Source organism: Pantoea sp. SGAir0215 (assembly GCF_043543215.1).
Window position 1 is genome coordinate 472,087 of the sequence record NZ_CP028031.1, and the last position, 19,174, is coordinate 491,260.

Annotated in this window: 15 protein-coding genes; 10 read left to right on the forward strand and 5 right to left on the reverse strand. The window is 54.0% G+C overall.

The genetic code is table 11. The features are described from left to right. Nucleotides 1–13: 13 nt before the first annotated feature. The gene (gene argC, locus C1N64_RS02360; protein ID WP_039342537.1) at nucleotides 14–1,018 is read right to left on the reverse strand and encodes an N-acetyl-gamma-glutamyl-phosphate reductase; all 1,005 of its coding nucleotides are present in this window, start codon (nucleotides 1,016–1,018) and stop codon (nucleotides 14–16) included. 168 nt (nucleotides 1,019–1,186) lie between these two features. On the opposite strand from argC, the gene argE reads away from it, so the two are divergent. Both argE and ppc read left to right on the forward strand, forming a co-directional pair. Then, nucleotides 1,187–2,335, forward strand: a complete 1,149-nt coding sequence (argE, locus tag C1N64_RS02365; protein WP_033738113.1) for an acetylornithine deacetylase — start codon at nucleotides 1,187–1,189, stop codon at nucleotides 2,333–2,335. Between the two features lie 350 nt (nucleotides 2,336–2,685). After that, nucleotides 2,686–5,334, forward strand: a complete 2,649-nt coding sequence (gene ppc / locus C1N64_RS02370; protein ID WP_394515213.1) for a phosphoenolpyruvate carboxylase — start codon at nucleotides 2,686–2,688, stop codon at nucleotides 5,332–5,334. A gap of 474 nt (nucleotides 5,335–5,808) precedes the next feature. Here ppc and C1N64_RS02375 read toward each other — a convergent pair whose 3' ends face one another. Both C1N64_RS02375 and metB read right to left on the reverse strand, forming a co-directional pair. Further along, complete coding sequence (locus tag C1N64_RS02375) at nucleotides 5,809–8,241, reverse strand: bifunctional aspartate kinase/homoserine dehydrogenase II (protein ID WP_394515214.1); 2,433 nt, start codon at nucleotides 8,239–8,241, stop codon at nucleotides 5,809–5,811. A 2-nt stretch (nucleotides 8,242–8,243) separates the two neighbouring features. Next, complete coding sequence (gene metB, locus C1N64_RS02380) at nucleotides 8,244–9,404, reverse strand: cystathionine gamma-synthase (RefSeq protein ID WP_394515215.1); 1,161 nt, start codon at nucleotides 9,402–9,404, stop codon at nucleotides 8,244–8,246. Nucleotides 9,405–9,673: 269 nt separating this feature from the next. Between metB and metJ the strand changes: the two genes are divergently transcribed. After that, nucleotides 9,674–9,991 (forward strand): met regulon transcriptional regulator MetJ, encoded by a 318-nt coding sequence (metJ, locus tag C1N64_RS02385; RefSeq protein ID WP_006121309.1) that lies wholly within the window; start codon nucleotides 9,674–9,676, stop codon nucleotides 9,989–9,991. Between the two features lie 74 nt (nucleotides 9,992–10,065). On the opposite strand, the gene rpmE is transcribed toward metJ, so the two are convergent. Continuing rightward, complete coding sequence (gene rpmE, locus C1N64_RS02390; RefSeq protein ID WP_006121308.1) at nucleotides 10,066–10,281, reverse strand: 50S ribosomal protein L31; 216 nt, start codon at nucleotides 10,279–10,281, stop codon at nucleotides 10,066–10,068. Nucleotides 10,282–10,505: 224 nt separating this feature from the next. Here rpmE and priA point away from each other — a divergent pair, with 224 nt between their 5' ends. From priA to rraA, 6 genes are all read left to right on the forward strand, one after another. Continuing rightward, complete coding sequence (priA, locus tag C1N64_RS02395) at nucleotides 10,506–12,701, forward strand: primosomal protein N' (RefSeq protein ID WP_375097042.1); 2,196 nt, start codon at nucleotides 10,506–10,508, stop codon at nucleotides 12,699–12,701. Nucleotides 12,702–12,865: 164 nt separating this feature from the next. Continuing rightward, the gene (cytR, locus tag C1N64_RS02400; protein WP_282498347.1) at nucleotides 12,866–13,900 is read left to right on the forward strand and encodes a DNA-binding transcriptional regulator CytR; all 1,035 of its coding nucleotides are present in this window, start codon (nucleotides 12,866–12,868) and stop codon (nucleotides 13,898–13,900) included. A 156-nt stretch (nucleotides 13,901–14,056) separates the two neighbouring features. After that, a complete protein-coding gene (gene ftsN / locus C1N64_RS02405; RefSeq protein WP_006121304.1) occupies nucleotides 14,057–14,998 on the forward strand; it encodes a cell division protein FtsN in 942 nt (313 codons plus the stop codon). A gap of 88 nt (nucleotides 14,999–15,086) precedes the next feature. Then, the gene (hslV, locus tag C1N64_RS02410; protein ID WP_006121303.1) at nucleotides 15,087–15,617 is read left to right on the forward strand and encodes an ATP-dependent protease subunit HslV; all 531 of its coding nucleotides are present in this window, start codon (nucleotides 15,087–15,089) and stop codon (nucleotides 15,615–15,617) included. A 10-nt stretch (nucleotides 15,618–15,627) separates the two neighbouring features. Further along, complete coding sequence (hslU, locus tag C1N64_RS02415) at nucleotides 15,628–16,965, forward strand: HslU--HslV peptidase ATPase subunit (RefSeq protein ID WP_006121302.1); 1,338 nt, start codon at nucleotides 15,628–15,630, stop codon at nucleotides 16,963–16,965. A 159-nt stretch (nucleotides 16,966–17,124) separates the two neighbouring features. Further along, a complete protein-coding gene (rraA, locus tag C1N64_RS02420) occupies nucleotides 17,125–17,610 on the forward strand; it encodes a ribonuclease E activity regulator RraA (RefSeq protein ID WP_006121301.1) in 486 nt (161 codons plus the stop codon). A 54-nt stretch (nucleotides 17,611–17,664) separates the two neighbouring features. On the opposite strand, the gene zapB is transcribed toward rraA, so the two are convergent. Continuing rightward, nucleotides 17,665–17,904, reverse strand: coding sequence for a cell division protein ZapB (zapB, locus tag C1N64_RS02425; protein WP_006121300.1), 240 nt, complete (start codon nucleotides 17,902–17,904; stop codon nucleotides 17,665–17,667). 418 nt (nucleotides 17,905–18,322) lie between these two features. Between zapB and C1N64_RS02430 the strand changes: the two genes are divergently transcribed. Further along, on the forward strand, nucleotides 18,323–19,171 hold the full coding sequence (locus tag C1N64_RS02430) for an MIP/aquaporin family protein (protein ID WP_033738104.1): 849 nt from the start codon (nucleotides 18,323–18,325) through the stop codon (nucleotides 19,169–19,171). The last annotated feature ends 3 nt before the right edge of the window (nucleotides 19,172–19,174 follow it).

The window sequence follows — 19,174 nt, forward strand, 5'->3', positions numbered from 1 at the left end:
GTTTAGTCGTCCGTTAAATCAGTGACTGCGTTTCAGGGAAACCGAAACGAATATTAAGACACTGTACTGCCTGAGAGGCTGCCCCTTTAAGCAGGTTATCTTCAGCAGCCACCACAATCAGGTGTTCGCCCTGTACGGCAAAGCCAATATCGCAGTAAGGCAGACCGACCACGGCTTTCAATGCCGGTACGCCTTGCTCGTAAACGCGTACCAGCGGCTTATCGTGGTAGGCATTGTGAAAGACCTCAGCGACATCATCACGGCTGACGCCGGCATTAAGACGGCAGGTGATCGTGGCCAGGATGCCACGCGGGAAACTGCCCAGGTGCGGCGTAAAAATTACCGGTGTGCCCAGGTGCGCCACAATTTCAGGATGATGACGATGATTAAAAATACCGTAAGGCTGCAGACTGACTTCACAGAAGCTGGTACCAACATTCGCTTTGCGCCCTGCTCCACTGACGCCACTGGTGGCATTGATGACCGGCCACTGCGCCTCATTCAGTAAACCGGCATCCACCAACGGCTTGAGTGCCAACTGAGAGGCGGTGGGATAGCAGCCAGGGACGGCAATCAGCTGTGCTTCTTTGATTTTTTCCTGCTGGAACTCCGCCAGACCGTAAACGGCTTTATCCAGCCAGTCCCCATGCTGGTGCGTGAAGCCATAAAACTGCGTGTAAAACTTGCCGTCGTTGACGCGGAAAGCGCCGGACAGATCAAACACGACGCAGCCAGCTTTCAGAAATTCAGGCGCCAGGTCGTGACTGACTTCGTGGGCCGTCGCCAGAAACACCACATCAACTTTATCTGCCCATTCGTCGGCGCGGCTCAGTGGCTGCAGCGGCAGATCCACCACGCCTTTCAGCTGTGGATGAAGATCGGACAAGCGCTTACCCGCATCGGGACTTTGCGCAGACACCGCCAAAGCGGTTATGTTGATATGTGGATGGCGATTAAGGAAGGTGGCAAGCTCTACGCCAGCGTAACCACTGGCACCAACGATCAGCGTATTCAACATCAGGCTGTATACCTTTATTACAGTCACACGTTCCGGGTCGCGGCCTTGCCCCGTTGCCCACGATGTCGTTTGCAGCGATTTAAGGTTCACATGCACACGACGTTAATGTATTTTTATTCACTATTAATGCATGAATATTGATACATCCTAACTCAAGGACCGTCAACAGTGAAGACAAAATTACCGCCTTTTATCGAACTCTACCGCCAGTTGATCGCAACACCGTCTATCAGCGCAACCGATGCCGCTCTCGATCAGAGCAATGAAACTTTAATCAATTTACTGGCTGGCTGGTTCCGTGACCTGGGTTTTACCGTGGAAGTCCAACCCGTGCCGGGCACGCGGCATAAATTTAATATGCTGGCGCGCACCGGAAGCGGTGCGGGCGGTCTGCTGCTTGCCGGGCACACCGATACCGTTCCGTTTGATGATGGTCGCTGGACTCGCGATCCCTTTACCCTGACCGAGCACGACAACAAGTTGTACGGTCTGGGTACCGCCGATATGAAAGGCTTCTTCGCGTTTATTCTGGACACGCTCCGTGATGTGGATGTGACAGCCCTGAGTAAGCCGCTTTATATTCTGGCCACCGCTGATGAAGAAACCACCATGGCGGGCGCGTCATATTTTGCCGCATCCACACAGCTTCGCCCTGACTGCGCCATTATTGGCGAACCGACGTCGCTGAAACCTGTCCGTGCGCACAAAGGACATATCTCGAATGCGATTCGTATTCAGGGTCAATCTGGCCATTCCAGCGATCCGGGTCGCGGCGTCAACGCCATTGAGCTGATGCATGAGTCGATTACCGAACTCATGCAACTGCGCAATACGCTGAAAGCCCGTTACAACCATGATGGTTTTGCGATTCCTTATCCCACAATGAACTTTGGTCATATTCATGGCGGTGATGCAGCAAACCGTATCTGCGCCTGCTGCGAATTGCACATGGACATCCGCCCTTTGCCGGGGCTGACGCTGAGCGATCTTGACGCGCTGCTGAATGAGGCACTGGCGCCGGTGAGCGAACGCTGGCCGGGACGGATTACCATCGAAGAATTGCATCCGCCGATTCCGGGCTATGAATGTCCGGTTGACCACGAGCTGGTCAAGGTGGTGGAAAAACTGCTGGGTACACCGACAGAAGTGGTGAATTATTGCACTGAAGCCCCGTTTATCCAGCAACTTTGTCCAACGCTGGTGCTGGGCCCGGGTTCTATCAATCAGGCGCATCAGCCGGACGAATTTATCGATACCGCATTTATTCAGCCTACGCGCGCCTTAATCGCTCAGGTTGTGCAGCATTTCTGTCACTGATTATCATCAAACGGGGCATTTCACTGTATTAACAGCAAAATGCCCTGCCAATCTGTGGGATTTGATAATAAGAATAACTTATCCCGCTTCGCCGCTATCAAATTCCATGAATTTCCGTCAGTTAGCTGCACGTTTCCCTCACTTTAAGTCATTTGACGAACGCCTGATTACGTGGCTAGATAAAAGACGATGTTATACCCACTGGGCAATCATCCCACTTTATTCAGCTTGCGACGGGCAGCAACTGAAGAACCCCGGTCAGAGCCGGGAGGACGACGTTGCTGGCTTTTCTGCTGCCTGAAAAGGCCGGGTACAGAGGTTTATCAAGACGATAAGGGTGTCAGGGTCACATGAACGAACAATATTCCGCAATGCGAAGTAATGTCAGTATGCTCGGCAAACTGCTCGGGGATACGATTAAGGATGCGCTGGGAGAGAATATCCTGGGCCAGGTGGAAACCATCCGTAAGCTCTCTAAGTCATCCCGTGCAGGAAATGACACTCATCGTAAGGAATTGCTGAATACGCTGCAAAACCTGTCAAATGACGAGTTATTGCCCGTGGCGCGTGCCTTTAGTCAGTTCCTCAACCTCACTAACGTGGCTGAGCAGTATCAAACGATTTCCCGCAGCGGCGATGGCGCAAACCACCCTGAACTGTTGAAAAAAACATTTGAAACCCTCAAGCAAAATAATCTCAGTGAAAGTGCGATTCATAAAGCCATTGAATCACTTTCCCTGGAACTGGTTTTAACCGCGCACCCTACTGAAATTACACGCCGCACGCTGATTCACAAACTGGGCGAGGTCAACAGCTGTCTTGAACAACTCGACCACAGCGATATCTCTGAATACGAACGCAACCAGATTATGCGCCGCCTGCGCCAACTGGTCGCGCAGGCCTGGCATACGGATGAGATCCGTAAATACCGTCCCACGCCGGTTGATGAAGCCAAGTGGGGATTTGCCGTCGTTGAAAACAGCCTGTGGGAAGGTGTACCTGCATTTTTGCGTGAGCTGAATGAGCAGGTAGAAGAGACGTTTGGCATTAAGTTACCGGTTGATTTTGTGCCGGTGCAGTTCACCTCCTGGATGGGCGGAGACCGTGACGGTAACCCGAACGTCACCGCCGCCATTACCCGCCATGTTATGCAGCTCAGCCGCTGGAAAGCCACCGATCTGTTTCTGCGCGATATTGGCGTGTTGATTTCGGAACTGTCGATGTCCGAATGCAGTCAGGAAGTTGCCGAGCTGAGCGGCGATCCTGAGGCGCTGGAGCCGTATCGCGTGATCTTAAAGCGTCTGCGCAGTCAGCTAATGTCTACCCAGGCTTACCTGGAGCGCCGCCTGAAAGGCGAGCGCTTGCCCCGCCCGGCAGACCTGCTGGTCTCCAACGCGCAGTTGTGGGATCCGCTTTTCGCTATCTATCAGTCCCTGCAGCAGTGCGGCATGGGCATTATTGCCAACGGTCAGTTACTGGATACGCTGCGCCGCGTGAAATGCTTTGGCGTGCCGCTGGTTCGCATCGACGTCCGTCAGGAAAGCACACGTCACACTGAAGCTATCGCTGAAATTACCCGCTATCTGGGCCTGGGCGATTATGAAAGCTGGTCGGAAGCCGACAAGCAGGCTTTTCTTATCCGTGAGCTGAACTCCAAGCGCCCTTTACTTCCTCGCAGTTGGGAACCGAGTGACGAAACCCGCGAAGTGCTGGAAACCTGCAAAGTAGTGGCAGAAGCGCCCCAGGGCTCTATCGCAGCCTATGTCATTTCGATGGCGAAAACGCCGTCTGATGTCCTTGCCGTCCATCTGCTACTGAAAGAGGCTGGCATTCCGTTCGCTATGCCGGTTGCTCCCCTGTTTGAAACCCTGGATGACCTGAACAATGCCAATGATGTGATGAGCAAACTGCTTAACATCGACTGGTACCGTGGTTTTATTCAGGGCAAACAAATGGTCATGATTGGCTATTCCGACTCGGCGAAAGATGCCGGCGTGATGGCCGCCAGTTGGGCACAATACCAGGCACAGGATGCACTGATTAAAACCTGCGAAAAGGCGGGCGTTTCCCTCACGCTATTCCACGGACGCGGCGGCACCATCGGCCGCGGGGGTGCACCCGCGCATGCCGCACTGCTGTCCCAGCCGCCAGGCAGCCTCAAAGGCGGCCTGCGCGTGACGGAACAGGGCGAAATGATTCGCTTCAAGTACGGCTTGCCGGAAGTCACTATCGCCAGCCTGTCGCTTTATACCGGCGCGATTCTGGAAGCCAACCTGATGCCGCCGCCGGAACCCAAACCGGAATGGCGTAATATCATGAACCAGCTTTCTGCCGACTCCTGCGCCATGTACCGGGGTTATGTGCGTGAGAATAAGGATTTTGTGCCTTACTTCCGTTCCGCAACCCCTGAGCAGGAACTGGGCAAGCTGCCCCTGGGCTCTCGTCCGGCGAAGCGTCGTCCGACGGGCGGTGTGGAATCCCTGCGCGCCATTCCCTGGATTTTTGCCTGGACGCAAAACCGCCTGATGTTACCCGCCTGGCTGGGCGCGGGCGCCGCCCTGCAGCAGGCGATGCTGGCAGGCCATCAGGATCAGCTTGAGGCCATGTGCCGCGACTGGCCCTTTTTCTCAACCCGCCTTGGTATGCTGGAAATGGTGTTTTCGAAAGCAGACCTGTGGCTGGCGGAGTATTACGATCAGCGACTGGTTGATAAATCGTTATGGCCATTAGGTAAACAGCTGCGTGACCAGCTGAATGCCGATATTAAAGCGGTGCTGACCATCGCCAACGATTCCCATCTGATGGCGGACCAGCCGTGGATTGCCGAATCGATTGCCCTGCGTAACGTTTATACCGATCCCCTGAACGTACTCCAGGCAGAGCTGCTTCACCGTTCACGTGCACAGGAAGCCCGTGGTGAAGAACCGGATGCGCGCGTCGAACAGGCGCTGATGGTAACGATTGCCGGTGTCGCTGCAGGGATGCGTAATACAGGTTAACTCACAGAAACAGGGCGGTTGATACCGCCCTGTTTCGTATCAGTTAACGTCATCCTCATATCGCCATTACAGGTCGCCCAACTGACGCGGGGGCAAAAGGTATCGCACCTTTCAGATTGTAGACATGCCGGTCTTTTACCCTTTCGCGTGACAGAATATTCACCCTGCTCGTAGCAGGCTCAGGTGACCAATGGCATGCCATAGCTTCTCTGCCATTTCGCTGATCCGGGGCGGGAAGAATGAAGAGTAATCTGTCCGTTTAGCGCTGACCGGCAAAAAAAACGCATCCTGCCACCACCACCCAACGCTTCCCCCCAACATAGTGAGACGTTCAGACATTCAACGTGATCGATGCTCCCCTCAGCGCCAGTCAAAATGGCGCCACAGGCAGGCAAACGTTACCGCACGTTATGACATCGGCGAGCAGAAACAGGGCAAAAAAACAGGTGCCGGAGCACCTGTGTTGAAACCTGTTTAGAGGAGTTGCGCGAGGCGATTGATATCAGACTGTATCGCGCCTGCCGTGACGTCACGACCCGCGCCAGGTCCGCGAATCACCAGAGGATTATCGCGATACCAGCGGCTGTCGATGGCAAACACATTATCGCAGGGCAGTAAGGCTGCCAGAGGATGCTCAGGACGAACGGCTTCCACACCCACACGTGCTTTGCCATTGGCATCAAACCGTGCCACATAACGCAGGACCAGCCCCATTTCCTGAGCGGCTTCAAACCGTTGCAGCATCTGCTCGTTAAGTTCGTCACCGTTCTCGAAGAAATGGTCGACGGATTCATCACAGGTCTGGGGCACCAGTGACTCGACGCGTACCTGATCGGGTTCAATGTTATAGCCCGCTTCACGGGCCAAAATGACCAGCTTACGCATCACATCTTCGCCAGACAGATCAACACGCGGATCCGGCTCGGTTAAGCCCTGCTGCCATGCCTGATCCACCAGTTCGGTAAAGGGCACCGTCCCGTCAAACTGCAGGAACAGCCAGGACAATGTGCCTGAGAAAATACCGCTAATCGACAGAATGGTATCGCCACTTTCACGCAGATCCCGCACCGTATGGTTGATGGGTAAACCTGCGCCTACGGTGGCGTTATATAACCAATGACGCCCGGTTTTTTCGAAGGCATCGCGAATCTCACGCCAGGTTTGCGTGTCGGACGCGCCCGCAATCTTATTGGCGCTAATCACGTGGAAGCCATGACTGGCAAAATCCAGATACTGCTGTGCCAGTGGTTTACTGGCGGTGACGTCCAGCACCACAAGATCATCGTAAGGATGCGCCCGCATCCACAGAAACAGCGATTCTTCATCACGTGTTTCCGCTTCATCGTCAAAGAAGGCCAGCGCGCGGCTGGCATCAAGCCCGTCATAGTTCAGCAGGCTGCGTTGACTGTCGACCACACCCGCCAGCACAAATTCAAAACCGGTTCGTGCTGACAAGGTTTCCTGCTCACGCGCAAACAGTTCCAGCCAGCGTGAGCCGATATTGCCTTTGCCAAACAGCATCAGGCCAATTCGCTTTTCGGCACGGAACAGGGAGCTGTGTAAGCCCTGAATTAAATGCTGCGTCGGCCCCACGCGCAGGACCGCCACCACGCTGATATGTTCTGGCGACTGACAAACAAACTCAACCGGCTGATCTTTCAACTGCTGCCAGAAACGGTGCGTATGCAACGGATTACGAGTCACGCCTGCTCCGACCAGCGCTACCAGCGCTAAGCCATCACGTAACTGTAAATGCCCGGGTAAGCCTGCGTCCTGTAACAATGTGAAGGCGCTGTTAACCACTTCAGAGGTGTAACAGAGTTGCAGCAGCTGACGATCAGGATGAACGCCCATTGCCAGTGGGCGCATCTGCGCGCGCGTGAGCAACTGATCGATCTCTTTGCGCAGGAGCGTAAAATCGTGCTGCCCGGGAAGCTGGATTTCGACCAGACACACATCATCGTGACTGGTCACAATGCGTGCGCCCGTTCCGGAAGCGAGGACGCGCTCAATACGGGTTGAGCCCTGTTCTGGCTGATAGCTACAGCGCAACTGCAAATCGATGTCGCTGCCGGAAACGGGCTGTAAGGTGCGGGTATGCAGCACCGGTGCGGCGAGACGCGCCAGTTCACTGGCCTCATCAAGACGCAACAGCGGCAGCAGACAGGCATCAGAAACTTTACGTGGATCGGCACTGTAAACACCCGCCACATCACTCCAGATAGTGACGCGTCCCACACCGGCCAGCGCACCAATTTGTGTGGCGGAGTAATCAGAGCCATTACGCCCCAGCAACACGGTTTCACCCGCATCGTTGGCGCAGATAAAGCCCGTCACCACGATACGTTTATGGGGATGCTGGGCCAGCAGCGTTTGTAACAACGGCCAGGATTTTCCTTCATCAACCTGAGGCTGCGCGGCACGTTCTGCACGCAGAAAATCGCGCGCATCCAGCCAGCAGGCCTGCAGGTCGTGTTGATTCAGCACAGCGGACATTAAACGTGCCGACCAGACTTCACCATGGCCCACGACTTCCGCATAAACCGCGTCGGTAACGGTACCATCGAGTAATCCGGCAAGCTTCTCAAGATCGCGAATAAAGGCCGATATTAAAGGTTCGGCGATTTCGGCAGGCAACAGGGCACTGATGAGCTCACTCTGATAACGACGTAATGTCTGCTGCACCTGATGCGCGGACAAGCGGTCACTCTGGCTCAGTTTCAGCCAGCTAATCAGCTGATTGGTCGTTGAACCTGCGGCTGAGACCACCATCATGTCGCCTGGCTGGCTGTAATCCGCCATGATGCTGGCAACACGCTGGTAGCAGCGTGCATCGGCAAGGCTGCTGCCACCAAACTTGTGGAGCTGTCTGTTGTTTGGCGTTCCTGCGCCTGCTGAAATCGTCATGGTTAATCCTCTGCTGCGATCCGGAATGCATTATCCAAATCGGCAATTAAATCTTCGTGGTCTTCAATCCCCACAGAAATACGGAGCAATGTTTCAGAAATACCTGCTGCGGCACGGGCTTCTGCAGACATGCCAGCGTGTGTCATGGTCGCGGTATGCGAGATTAAGCTCTCAACGCCACCCAGTGATTCAGCCAGCGTAAACAGTTCAAGCGCTTTCAGGAAACGACGCAAACGCGCTTCATCGCCATCCAGTTCGAAACTGAGCATGGCGCCAAACCCACGCTGCTGACGCGCAGCGACTCCATGCCCGGCATTTTCTGGCAGAGAAGGATGATACAACTTTTTCACCAGGGGCTGCTGCTTCAGATAAGCAACAATTTCTAACGCATTACGCTGAGCAGCGGCCATACGCGGACCCAGCGTACGCATACCACGTAACAGCAGGTAGCTGTCAAAAGCGGAACCGGTCACGCCAATATTATTCGCCCACCACGCCAGATCGGTCGCGACCTGAGGATCTTTGGCAATGACAGCGCCAGCCACGACATCGGAGTGCCCGTTTAAATATTTGGTACAGGAGTGAATAACCAGATCTGCGCCCAGCGCCAGCGGATTTTGCAGCGTCGGACTCATAAAGGTGTTGTCCACAACGCTTACTGCGCCTACTTTACGCGCGGCGTCGCAGATGGCCGCGATATCGACGACACGCAGCAGCGGGTTACTGGGGCTTTCTACTAATACGAGCTGAGGTTTCTCGTCCAGCGCAGCCTGTAGCGCGGCACTGTCGCCTTGATCGACAAACTTCACCCGATAAGCACCGCGATTGCTTAAACTATCGAACAGACGGTAGCTGCCGCCATAGCAGTCGTGCGGTGCCACCAGCAAATCGCCAGGCTTCAGGAAAACCGTTGTGACCAGATGAATGGCGGACATGCCGGTATTAGTCAATACCGCGCCCGCACCGCCTTCCAGCTCTGCCAGCGCGCGTTGCACAACGTCGCGCGTAGGATTACCACGACGAGAATAATCGTGGGCTCGCGGCTCATTGAAATCATGGAAGTTATAGGTGCTGGAAAGGTGGATGGGCGGGACAACGCAGCCATATTGCTCGTCGTCATTCAAACCGCTGCGCACTGCGATGGTTGCCTGTTTACGCGTCATAGGGCTAACTGTTCCTGAAGTGAGAAATAAACTGACCACAGGATATCAGCTTACATTTAGACGTCAATACATCTGGACATCCAAATGTCTTTGCGTATAGATTGAGCATGGCCGCAATAACCGCTAAAATTATGCGCCCATGCTGGCGTTCAACCCATTTTCTTCCTGTGTTGGACGAAGAAACCCGCCAGAGAAGGGGTCCGGTAGAAGAAAATCAGGCATAATCGGCTGATTTCGTAACTTTTAACTTTTATTGATTAAGGTATCCCATGGCTGAATGGAACGGCGAATATATCAGCCCGTACGCTGAGCACGGCAAGAAGAGCGAACAGGTTAAAAAAATCACGGTTTCTATTCCGTTGAGCGTGTTAAAGATTTTGACTGACGAACGGACACGTCGTCAGGTGAATAACCTGCGCCATGCGACCAACAGTGAGCTCCTGTGCGAAGCCTTCTTGCATGCTTTTACCGGACAACCGTTACCAAATGATGTCGATTTGCGTAAAGAACGCAACGACGAAATCCCGGAAGAAGCGAAGAAAATTATGCGCGAGATGGGCATTGACCCGGACACCTGGGAATACTGAGTCAGCCAGACATAAAAAAACCCAGCCTGAGCTGGGTTTTTCTTGCCGCCGAACAAATGTTCGAATGCCGTTTCTTATTTTTTGGTGCCTGGCACGCTGAAACGCTTGTTGAAGCGGTCAACGCGGCCACCAGTGGCAACTTCACGCTGCTTACCGGTGTAGAACGGGTGGCACTTACCACAAACGTCCAGGTTCAGTTCGTGAGTCAGCGTAGAGCGAGTGTGAATCACGTTACCGCAAGTACAGTTGATGGTAACTGCTTCGTATTTAGGGTGAATACCTTGTTTCATGGGAAACCTCATAGAAGGCCGTGTCGCTCTCCGCGCCAGGACGAAACCTGCGCAGCACCACACGCGATTGAACATTAATGGTGTACTCCGGTAAGGTCTTTCCTACCGAAGGCGGCATATTATACAGGCTAATGTTTGCTGCTGCAAATGTCGCCTGAGATACCCGTCCTGTGCGCCAGCGTGTACACTAATCGCCCTGTCAGATGAACCGGAAAGAGAAAGTTATGCCCGTTGTTCAGGTTGCCCTGCCCGTTCCCCTTCCCCGCCTTTTTGACTATCTGCCGCCTGAGGGTGTGCAGCCGGTGACTGGCGGTCGCGTGATCGTGCCGTTTGGTAACCGGAAAATGATCGGCATTGTGGTGGCGTTCTCTGACAGCAGCGATCTGGCGACCTCACAGCTTAAACAGGTGCTTACCGTCCTGGACAGGGAATCCCTGTTTCCGTCCTCTCTGTGGCGCATTCTTCACTGGGCAGCCGACTATTATCACTCTCCGCTGGGTGAGGTGCTCAGCCATGCCATTCCGATACTCCTCAGACAAGGTAAACCGGCTCAGGATGATCCCCTGTGGCGCTGGGAAATCACGGAACAGGGCCGCGCGACGTCCCCGGAAAGTCTTAAACGCGCGCCCAGACAACAACAAGGTCTGGCGGTGCTGCGCCAGCAACCGCTCTATCGTCATGAAGTCAGTGAACATGACCTGACCGAGGCGGCTATGCAGGCGTTGCGCGCGAAAGGGCTGTGCGAATTGCACGAGCACCAGCCGCAAATGCATGACTGGCGAACCGCGTTTGCGGTAAAGGGTGAGCGTCTGCGCCTGAACACCGATCAGGCGACTGCGGTGGGCGCCATCCGGGGAGAAGATGAGCACTATGCCGCCTGGCTGCTGGCAGGAATTACAGGTTCCGGTAAAACCGAGGTGTATCTCAGCGTACTGGAAAATGTGCTGGCGCGGGGGAAACAGGCACTGGTGCTGGTACCGGAAATTGGCCTGACGCCACAAACCATTGCCCGTTTCCGTGAACGTTTTGACGCGCCGGTGGATGTCCTGCATTCGGGACTTAATGACAGCGAGCGTCTGTCCGTGTGGCTGCGGGCGCGACGGGGGGAAAACGCCATCATTATTGGTACGCGTTCCGCGCTCTTTACCCCCATGGCGCGACCGGGCGTGATCATTATTGATGAAGAGCACGACAGTTCCTATAAGCAACAGGAAGGCTGGCGCTATCAGGCACGGGATCTGGCTGTCTTCCGCGCGCATGAAGAAAACATTCCTGTAGTCATGGGATCCGCAACGCCGGCACTGGAAACCCTTCATAACGTGCGTAACGGTAAATATCGCCAGCTTGATCTGATGAAGCGTGCCGGCAATGCTAAACCGGCACTGCAGCAGTTGATCGACCTGAAAGGGGCACAACTTACTGGTGGCCTGGCACCCGCCCTGATCTTCAAAATGCGTCAGCACCTGAAAGCCGATAACCAGGTTCTGCTGTTTCTGAACCGCCGCGGTTTTTCGCCGGCTCTGCTCTGTCACGATTGCGGCTGGATCGCCGAATGCCAGCGCTGCGACCGTTATTACACGCTGCATCAGCATCACCGCCAGTTGCGTTGCCACCACTGTGACAGTCAACGACCGTTGCCGCATCAGTGCCCGCAATGTGGTTCAACACATTTACTGCCGGTCGGTGTGGGCACGGAACAGCTGGAGCAACAGCTCGGCACCCTTTTTCCCGGCGTCCCTGTCTCACGCATTGACCGTGATACCACCAGCCGAAAAGGCGCTCTTGAACAGCACCTCGCCGACGTTCATCGCGGGGGCGCGCGTATTCTGGTTGGCACGCAGATGCTGGCAAAAGGTCATCATTTCCCGGATGTCACCTTAGTGTCGCTGCTGGATGTAGACGGTGCCTTGTTCTCAGCCGATTTCCGTGCTGCGGAGCGCTTTGCTCAACTGTATACCCAGGTGGCCGGACGTGCCGGACGTGCCGGTAAGCAAGGTGAGGTTTTACTGCAAACCCATCATCCTGATCATCCCCTGCTGCAAACGCTGCTGCATCAGGGCTACTTCGCTTTCGCACAACAAACGTTGCTGGAACGCCAGTCGGTCTTTTTACCTCCCTGGACGCACCATGCCTTGTTCCGGGCAGAAGACATGGATAATCATCAGGCTGCAGAATTTCTGCAACAGCTACGCAATATGCTGGAAGCCAGCCCGCATAACGATGCGTCAATGTGGTTTATGGGCCCGTTACCTGCCTTACAGCCCAAACGCAGTGGCCGCTGGCGCTGGCAGTTACTGGTTCAGCATCCCTCGCGTAAACGCCTGCAACAGTTGCTGAGCAGTTCGTTGCCGCTGGTCACAACCTTGCCCGCCTCACGAAAGGTGAAGTGGACGCTGGATGTCGATCCTACCGAAAGTTAAGGCCGGCCAGGTTGCGAGCGGGATCGAAATACGTCGCATAAGTCACAATTTTTATGCAAATTAAGTAACAGCCTTGTTGGCCAATCGATAACAATAGTGCCCGGCTTGTTTTTATACCCGTCGATACGAACGTTGAATGCGCGATTACGCATCAGGAGCATGTGTTGGATCAGAATCAACCGCCGGCCGCCGCCACCATGAAAGACGTCGCAGAAAAAGCCGGCGTCTCCACTGCTACCGTGTCGCGTGCGCTGATGAATCCCGAAAAAGTCTCTTCGGCCACTCGCCAAAAGGTGGAACAGGCCGTCGCGGCCGTAGGCTATGCGTCGCAAAGCATGACACGACATTCCCGGCGCAATGACACACAAACGATTTTGTTGATCGTCCCCAATATCTGCGATCCCTTTTTCAGCGACATTATTCGCGGCGTTGAAGTCGCCGCCTCAGAAGCCGGTTATCTCGTGCTTATCGGCGATTGTGCGCATCAGAAACCGCAGGCGTGGACATTTCTCAACCTGATACTGACACGTCAGATTGATGGCATGGTGCTGCTGGGCGCGCAGTTGCCTTTTGACGTCAGCCCGGACGAACAACGTAATCTTCCGCCCATGGTGATGGCGATTGAGTTCGATCCCGAGATGTCGTTGCCGACGGTGAATATCGACAATCTTACCGCCTCATTTGTTGCCGTTAACCATCTGCTGGAGTTAGGCCATAAACGCATCGCCTGCCTGGCCGGTCCGGAAGATGTCGCCCTGTGTCAGTATCGTCTGCAGGGCTACGTACAGGCGTTACGACGCAGCGGGATTAGCGTCGATCCGACCTGTATTGTTCGGGGAGATTTCACTTTCGAATCAGGTGTGGCCGCGATCAATCAGCTCATGACCTTAGCCGAGCCCCCGCAGGCCCTGTTTTGTCACAGCGATATCATGGCCATCGGTGCCATCAGTCAGGCAAAAAAACTGGGCTTACGTGTGCCGGAAGACCTGTCCGTGGTGGGATTCGATGACATCGAGCTGTCGCGCTACTGCGAACCGCCGCTGACCACGGTGAAACAACCCTGTTTTGACATTGGCCGCGAAGCGTTGCTGCTACTGCTGAACGAACTTCAGGGGAAAGGCACGCGGAGCGGGTCAAAGTTACTCGACGCAGAATTAGTGATACGCGGTAGCACAACATTGGCAAAAATGGGGCGTTGATACAGAAAATGTTCCGCTATTTTCAGGAGATTCTTAGGGCTATCATTGCTGGTCAAAGTTCCAGCCCTTAAGTAACATGGCGGGCTCCTTGCCGGGCGTGTGGTAACAACGGATTCGCCCAAATGGCATCATATTTTGAAGGGTATCAGGACGAGAGTGGCACAAAAAGATTATGTAGGCCGCGGGCGTTCAACAGGGACGCGTCGCAAGAAAAGCCCCAGCCGTGGTAAAAAAACGAAAAGCGGTTCAGGCACCTCTAAACTTATGATTGTACTGGCGGTGGCTGTATTAGTGACCTTTGCCGGTGGTTTATGGTTCCTTGCGCATCATAAGAAGGAAGATGTGCCGGTCATTACGGATCATAAAGCCAACGGTAATGGCTTGCCGCCCAAGCCTGAAGAACGCTGGAAATACATAAAAGAGCTTGAAAATCGTCAGGTTACCGTTCCAACGCCCAGCGAACCAACCTCGGGTGGCGAAGTCCAGTCACATACTCAGTTGACGGATGAGCAACGTCAGTTGCTGGAACAAATGCAGGCAGATATGCGCCAGCAGCCTACCCAGTTGAACGAAGTCCCGTGGAACGAGCAAACCCCGGCACAGCGGCAGCAAACGCTGCAACATCAACAACAGGTTCAGCAATACCAGCATCAACAACAGGTGCAACAATTCCAGCGTCAGCAACAGCAGGTGCAGCAACGTCAGCAGCAGGTACAACAGCCGCGCCAGCAGATTCAGGAACAACATACGCAGCGCCAGCAACAGCAGAATACTCAGCAGCAGTCACAACCTGCGCCGGTGACACGCGAACCTACCGCCCAGCCTAAGACACAGGATACGGCGAAAACGAAACCTGCTGAAAAAGCGGCATCGCAACGCTGGATGGTGCAGTGCGGTTCGTTCAAGGGAACAGAACAGGCTGAATCCGTACGTGCTGCCCTGGCGTTCGAAGGTTTTGAAAGTCGCCTCACCTCCGGCGGCGGCTGGAACCGTGTGGTGGTCGGGCCCTTTAAAGATCGGGCCAGTGCCGACAGTACGCTGAAACGTCTGCGTGCGTCAGGCCATTCCGGCTGCATTCCGCTCGCCATTGGGGGTTGAAACCCGTCAAACCCGCCCCATATCTGTCTGCATGATCCTCCGCGCCTTGTGCGCGGAGCTTTTTTCCGACAGTAAAAGGGGTCTGCCCGTGACAACAATAGTAAGTGTTCGACGCAACGGCCAGGTAGTGATTGGCGGTGATGGCCAGGCTACGCTCGGTAATACCGTAATGAAAGGCAACGTTAAAAAAGTGCGTCGTCTTTACAACGATAAAGTCATTGCTGGCTTCGCTGGCGGTACCGCCGATGCCTTTACCCTGTTTGAACTCTTCGAACGTAAACTTGAAATGCATCAGGGCCATCTGGTGAAAGCGGCCGTTGAGCTGGCGAAAGACTGGCGCACCGATCGGATGTTGCGCCGTCTTGAAGCGCTACTGGCGGTGGCCGATGAATCCGCCTCGCTGATTATCAGTGGTAATGGTGACGTCATTCAGCCTGAAAACGATCTTATTGCCATCGGTTCAGGCGGTCCCTTCGCCCAGGCGGCGGCGCGCGCACTCCTGGAGAATACAGAGCTGGGCGCACGTGACATCGTTGAGAAATCGCTGAATATCGCTGGCGATATTTGCATCTACACTAACCACAACGTTAATTTTGAAGAATTAACGTCTAAGTCGTAAGGATTTAACCATGTCTGAAATGACTCCACGCGAAATCGTCAGCGAACTGAACCGCTTTATCATTGGTCAGGACAGCGCCAAGCGCGCCGTGGCCATCGCGCTGCGTAATCGCTGGCGCCGTATGCAGCTTGATGAAGAGTTGCGTCACGAAGTGACACCGAAAAACATTCTCATGATCGGCCCGACCGGTGTAGGTAAAACGGAAATTGCTCGCCGACTGGCAAAACTGGCTAACGCTCCCTTCATCAAGGTGGAAGCCACCAAGTTCACCGAAGTGGGTTATGTCGGTAAAGAAGTCGACTCCATCATTCGCGACCTGACGGACTCCGCGATTAAAATGGTGCGCAGCCAGGCCATTGAGAAGAACAAATACCGCGCAGAAGAAATGGCGGAAGAGCGTATCCTGGATGTCCTCATCCCGCCGGCAAAAAATAACTGGGGACAGGCTGAACACACCAGTGAGCCCTCATCTGCGCGTCAGTCTTTCCGTAAGAAGTTGCGTGAAGGCCAGCTCGATGATAAAGAAATCGAGATCGACTTAGCTGTAACAGGGCCGGGTGTAGAAATCATGGCACCGCCGGGCATGGAAGAGATGACCAGCCAGCTACAGTCCATGTTCCAGAATCTGGGTGGTCAAAAGCAAAAGCCACGCAAACTCAAAATCAAAGAAGCGATGAAGCTGTTGATTGAAGAGGAAGCGGCTAAGCTGGTTAACCCGGAAGAACTGAAACAGGATGCCATCGACGCGGTTGAACAGCACGGCATCGTCTTCATCGATGAGATCGATAAGATCTGTAAACGCGGCGGCCAGAACGCCGGTGGCCCCGATGTTTCGCGCGAAGGTGTCCAGCGCGACCTGCTGCCACTGGTAGAGGGCTGTACCGTGTCGACAAAGCATGGCATGGTTAAAACTGACCATATCCTGTTTATCGCCTCGGGCGCATTCCAGGTGGCCAGCCCGTCTGATTTGATTCCTGAGCTACAGGGCCGTTTACCGATTCGCGTTGAACTGCAGGCGCTGACGGTCAATGATTTCGAGCGCATTCTGACTGAACCGAATGCCTCCGTCACCGTACAGTACAAAGCGCTGATGAATACCGAAGGCGTGAACATTCACTTCACCGACGATGGTATTCGCCGTATCGCGGAAGCGGCCTGGCAGGTCAACGAAACGACCGAAAACATCGGTGCGCGTCGTCTGCATACCGTGCTGGAGCGCCTGATGGAAGATATTTCTTACGATGCCAGCGATCGCAGTGGAGAGTCCGTAACCATCGATGCTGATTACGTCGGCAAGCATCTGGATGAACTGGTTGCAGATGAAGATTTAAGCCGCTTTATTCTGTAACACTCCGCGTCCATGCGTTGTATCAAAGCCCAGACATTACGTCTGGGCTTTTTTCTGCATGCGCTTGATGCCGTACCGTTTTTTACGGTTGATGATTTTGCCAACAATTAGCATAAAGCGATATACTTAGCGCTCCTGTGGCAAACAGACGAAACCCTTATGAAATACGATACTTCTGAACTCTGCGACATCTACCACGAAGAAGTGAATGTTGTTGAACCGCTTTTCTCAAATTTCGGTGGGCGGACCTCATTCGGCGGTCAGATAACCACAGTGAAATGCTTTGAAGATAACGGCCTGCTTTACGATCTGTTGGAAGAGAATGGCCGGGGTCGCGTACTGTTAATTGATGGCGGCGGTTCAGTGCGCCGTGCGTTAGTGGATGCACAACTTGCGCGTCTGGCAGCACAGAATGAGTGGGAAGGCATCGTCGTTTACGGTTCAGTTCGTCAGGTTGACGAACTGGAAGAGCTGGAAATTGGTATCCAGGCCATTGCAGCCATTCCGGTGGGCGCAGCGGGCGAAGGGATTGGTGAAAGCGATGTGCGCGTGAATTTTGGTGGTGTCACTTTTTTCTCCGGCGATCACCTGTATGCAGACAACACCGGTATGATTTTGTCGGAAGACCCGCTTGATATTGAATAATGTCTGCAAACGAAAACGGGTGCCAGTGGCACCCGTTTTTGTATCAGCAGAGGCTTAAACCTCTTCCATTTTTCCCAACAAGGCACGCAGGCGTTCTTGCCAGACATGCTGCTCCTCTTTCAGATGCTGATTTTCACGCATCAGAGCTTCGTGGTTGCCGGCTGCGTTCTGCGCCTCATTGCGCAGGTTGTTGTTCTGCTCTTTCAGCTCTTCAATTTCCATTTGCAGCAAGGTGATAGTATCAATCGCCTGCTGTACTTTCGCTTCCAGTTTCTCAAACACTTCAAATGACATCTTTCTGACCTCTCCTAAAATCCTGCAAGGCGTTGATGATGCCAGCTTTCGCACACAAGGCGTTTACCAGCAACGTTGTCCCGATTGTATGTAGCCTCATCCCGCAAGTCCAGCAACGCAGGCCTGCAGTCCACTGTCAGTACCACTTTTCAGCCTATCCCTAAAAACCACTTTTTGCTGCGCGCATTACTGTCAGAGCCTGAAGAAAGCCCGCAGAAAGGCACTCAATGGTGCTTAAAGAAAACTGAAACACGCGAAAACGCGCATTTTTTTGACGCGCCACACAAAAATCAATTTCGCTATTTCTCGTTTATGCTCGTTAACGATAAATTAACATCAGCCCTACAACGAAGATGGGTGACTCACGGACTGAGAACAAAAACTGATAAAATTTAACCTCGCTTCAGGAACAACTATCATGAGTCAGACTACAACCACACTCAAAGGTCAGTGTATTGCCGAATTTCTGGGTACCGGTTTGATCCTGTTTTTCGGCGCGGGTTGTGTTGCCGCGCTTAAGCTGGCTGGCGCCTCTTTTGGCCAATGGGAAATCTGTATCGTCTGGGGTTTAGCCGTTTCAATGGCGGTCTACCTCAGTGCTGGCGTATCAGGCGCCCACCTCAATCCAGCCGTTACGATTGCACTTTGTCTTTTCGCTAATTTTGAAGGCCGTAAAGTCGTGCCTTATATCCTGTCTCAGGTCGCAGGCGCATTCTGTGGCGCAGCGCTGGTATATGGTCTTTACTACAGCTTGTTTATCAATTTCGAACAAAGTCATAACATAGTGCGCGGTTCAGTTGAAAGCCTGAGTCTGGCCGGCATTTTCTCTACCTATCCAAATCCACAGATTTCCGTGGGCCAGGCGTTCCTGGTAGAAATGGTCATCACCGCGGTATTGATGTCTGTGATTATGGCGCTGACGGATGACGGCAACGGCGTTCCACGTGGTCCAATGGCACCCCTGTTGATTGGCCTGCTGGTAGCGGTGATTGGCGGTTCAATGGGTCCACTGACCGGTTTTGCGCTGAACCCGGCTCGTGATTTCGGACCTAAAGTTTTCGAATGGCTGGCTGGCTGGGGCTCCGTTGCCTTTACGGGCGGCCATCAGATCCCTTATTTCCTTGTGCCAATTTTTGGTCCACTGGTCGGTGCTTGCCTGGGTGCCTTTGGTTATCGCGCCCTGATTGGTCGCCATTTACCCGGCGCGGTGATTGCCTCACCCAGCACTGACAAACCGATTGCGTCCGCGCATGAACGTAAAGCGTAAGTT

What these genes read in the sequence shown, in the direction of transcription:
- C1N64_RS02430 (WP_033738104.1), top strand. Translation starts at nt 18,323, where the DNA reads ATGAGTCAGACTACAACCACACTCAAAGGTCAGTGTATTGCCGAATTT.
- ppc (WP_394515213.1), top strand. Translation starts at nt 2,686, where the DNA reads ATGAACGAACAATATTCCGCAATGCGAAGTAATGTCAGTATGCTCGGC.
- metJ (WP_006121309.1), top strand. Translation starts at nt 9,674, where the DNA reads ATGGCTGAATGGAACGGCGAATATATCAGCCCGTACGCTGAGCACGGC.
- metB (WP_394515215.1), bottom strand. Translation starts at nt 9,404, where the DNA reads ATGACGCGTAAACAGGCAACCATCGCAGTGCGCAGCGGTTTGAATGAC.
- hslU (WP_006121302.1), top strand. Translation starts at nt 15,628, where the DNA reads ATGTCTGAAATGACTCCACGCGAAATCGTCAGCGAACTGAACCGCTTT.
- argC (WP_039342537.1), bottom strand. Translation starts at nt 1,018, where the DNA reads ATGTTGAATACGCTGATCGTTGGTGCCAGTGGTTACGCTGGCGTAGAG.
- rpmE (WP_006121308.1), bottom strand. Translation starts at nt 10,281, where the DNA reads ATGAAACAAGGTATTCACCCTAAATACGAAGCAGTTACCATCAACTGT.
- zapB (WP_006121300.1), bottom strand. Translation starts at nt 17,904, where the DNA reads ATGTCATTTGAAGTGTTTGAGAAACTGGAAGCGAAAGTACAGCAGGCG.
- rraA (WP_006121301.1), top strand. Translation starts at nt 17,125, where the DNA reads ATGAAATACGATACTTCTGAACTCTGCGACATCTACCACGAAGAAGTG.
- priA (WP_375097042.1), top strand. Translation starts at nt 10,506, where the DNA reads ATGCCCGTTGTTCAGGTTGCCCTGCCCGTTCCCCTTCCCCGCCTTTTT.
- C1N64_RS02375 (WP_394515214.1), bottom strand. Translation starts at nt 8,241, where the DNA reads ATGACGATTTCAGCAGGCGCAGGAACGCCAAACAACAGACAGCTCCAC.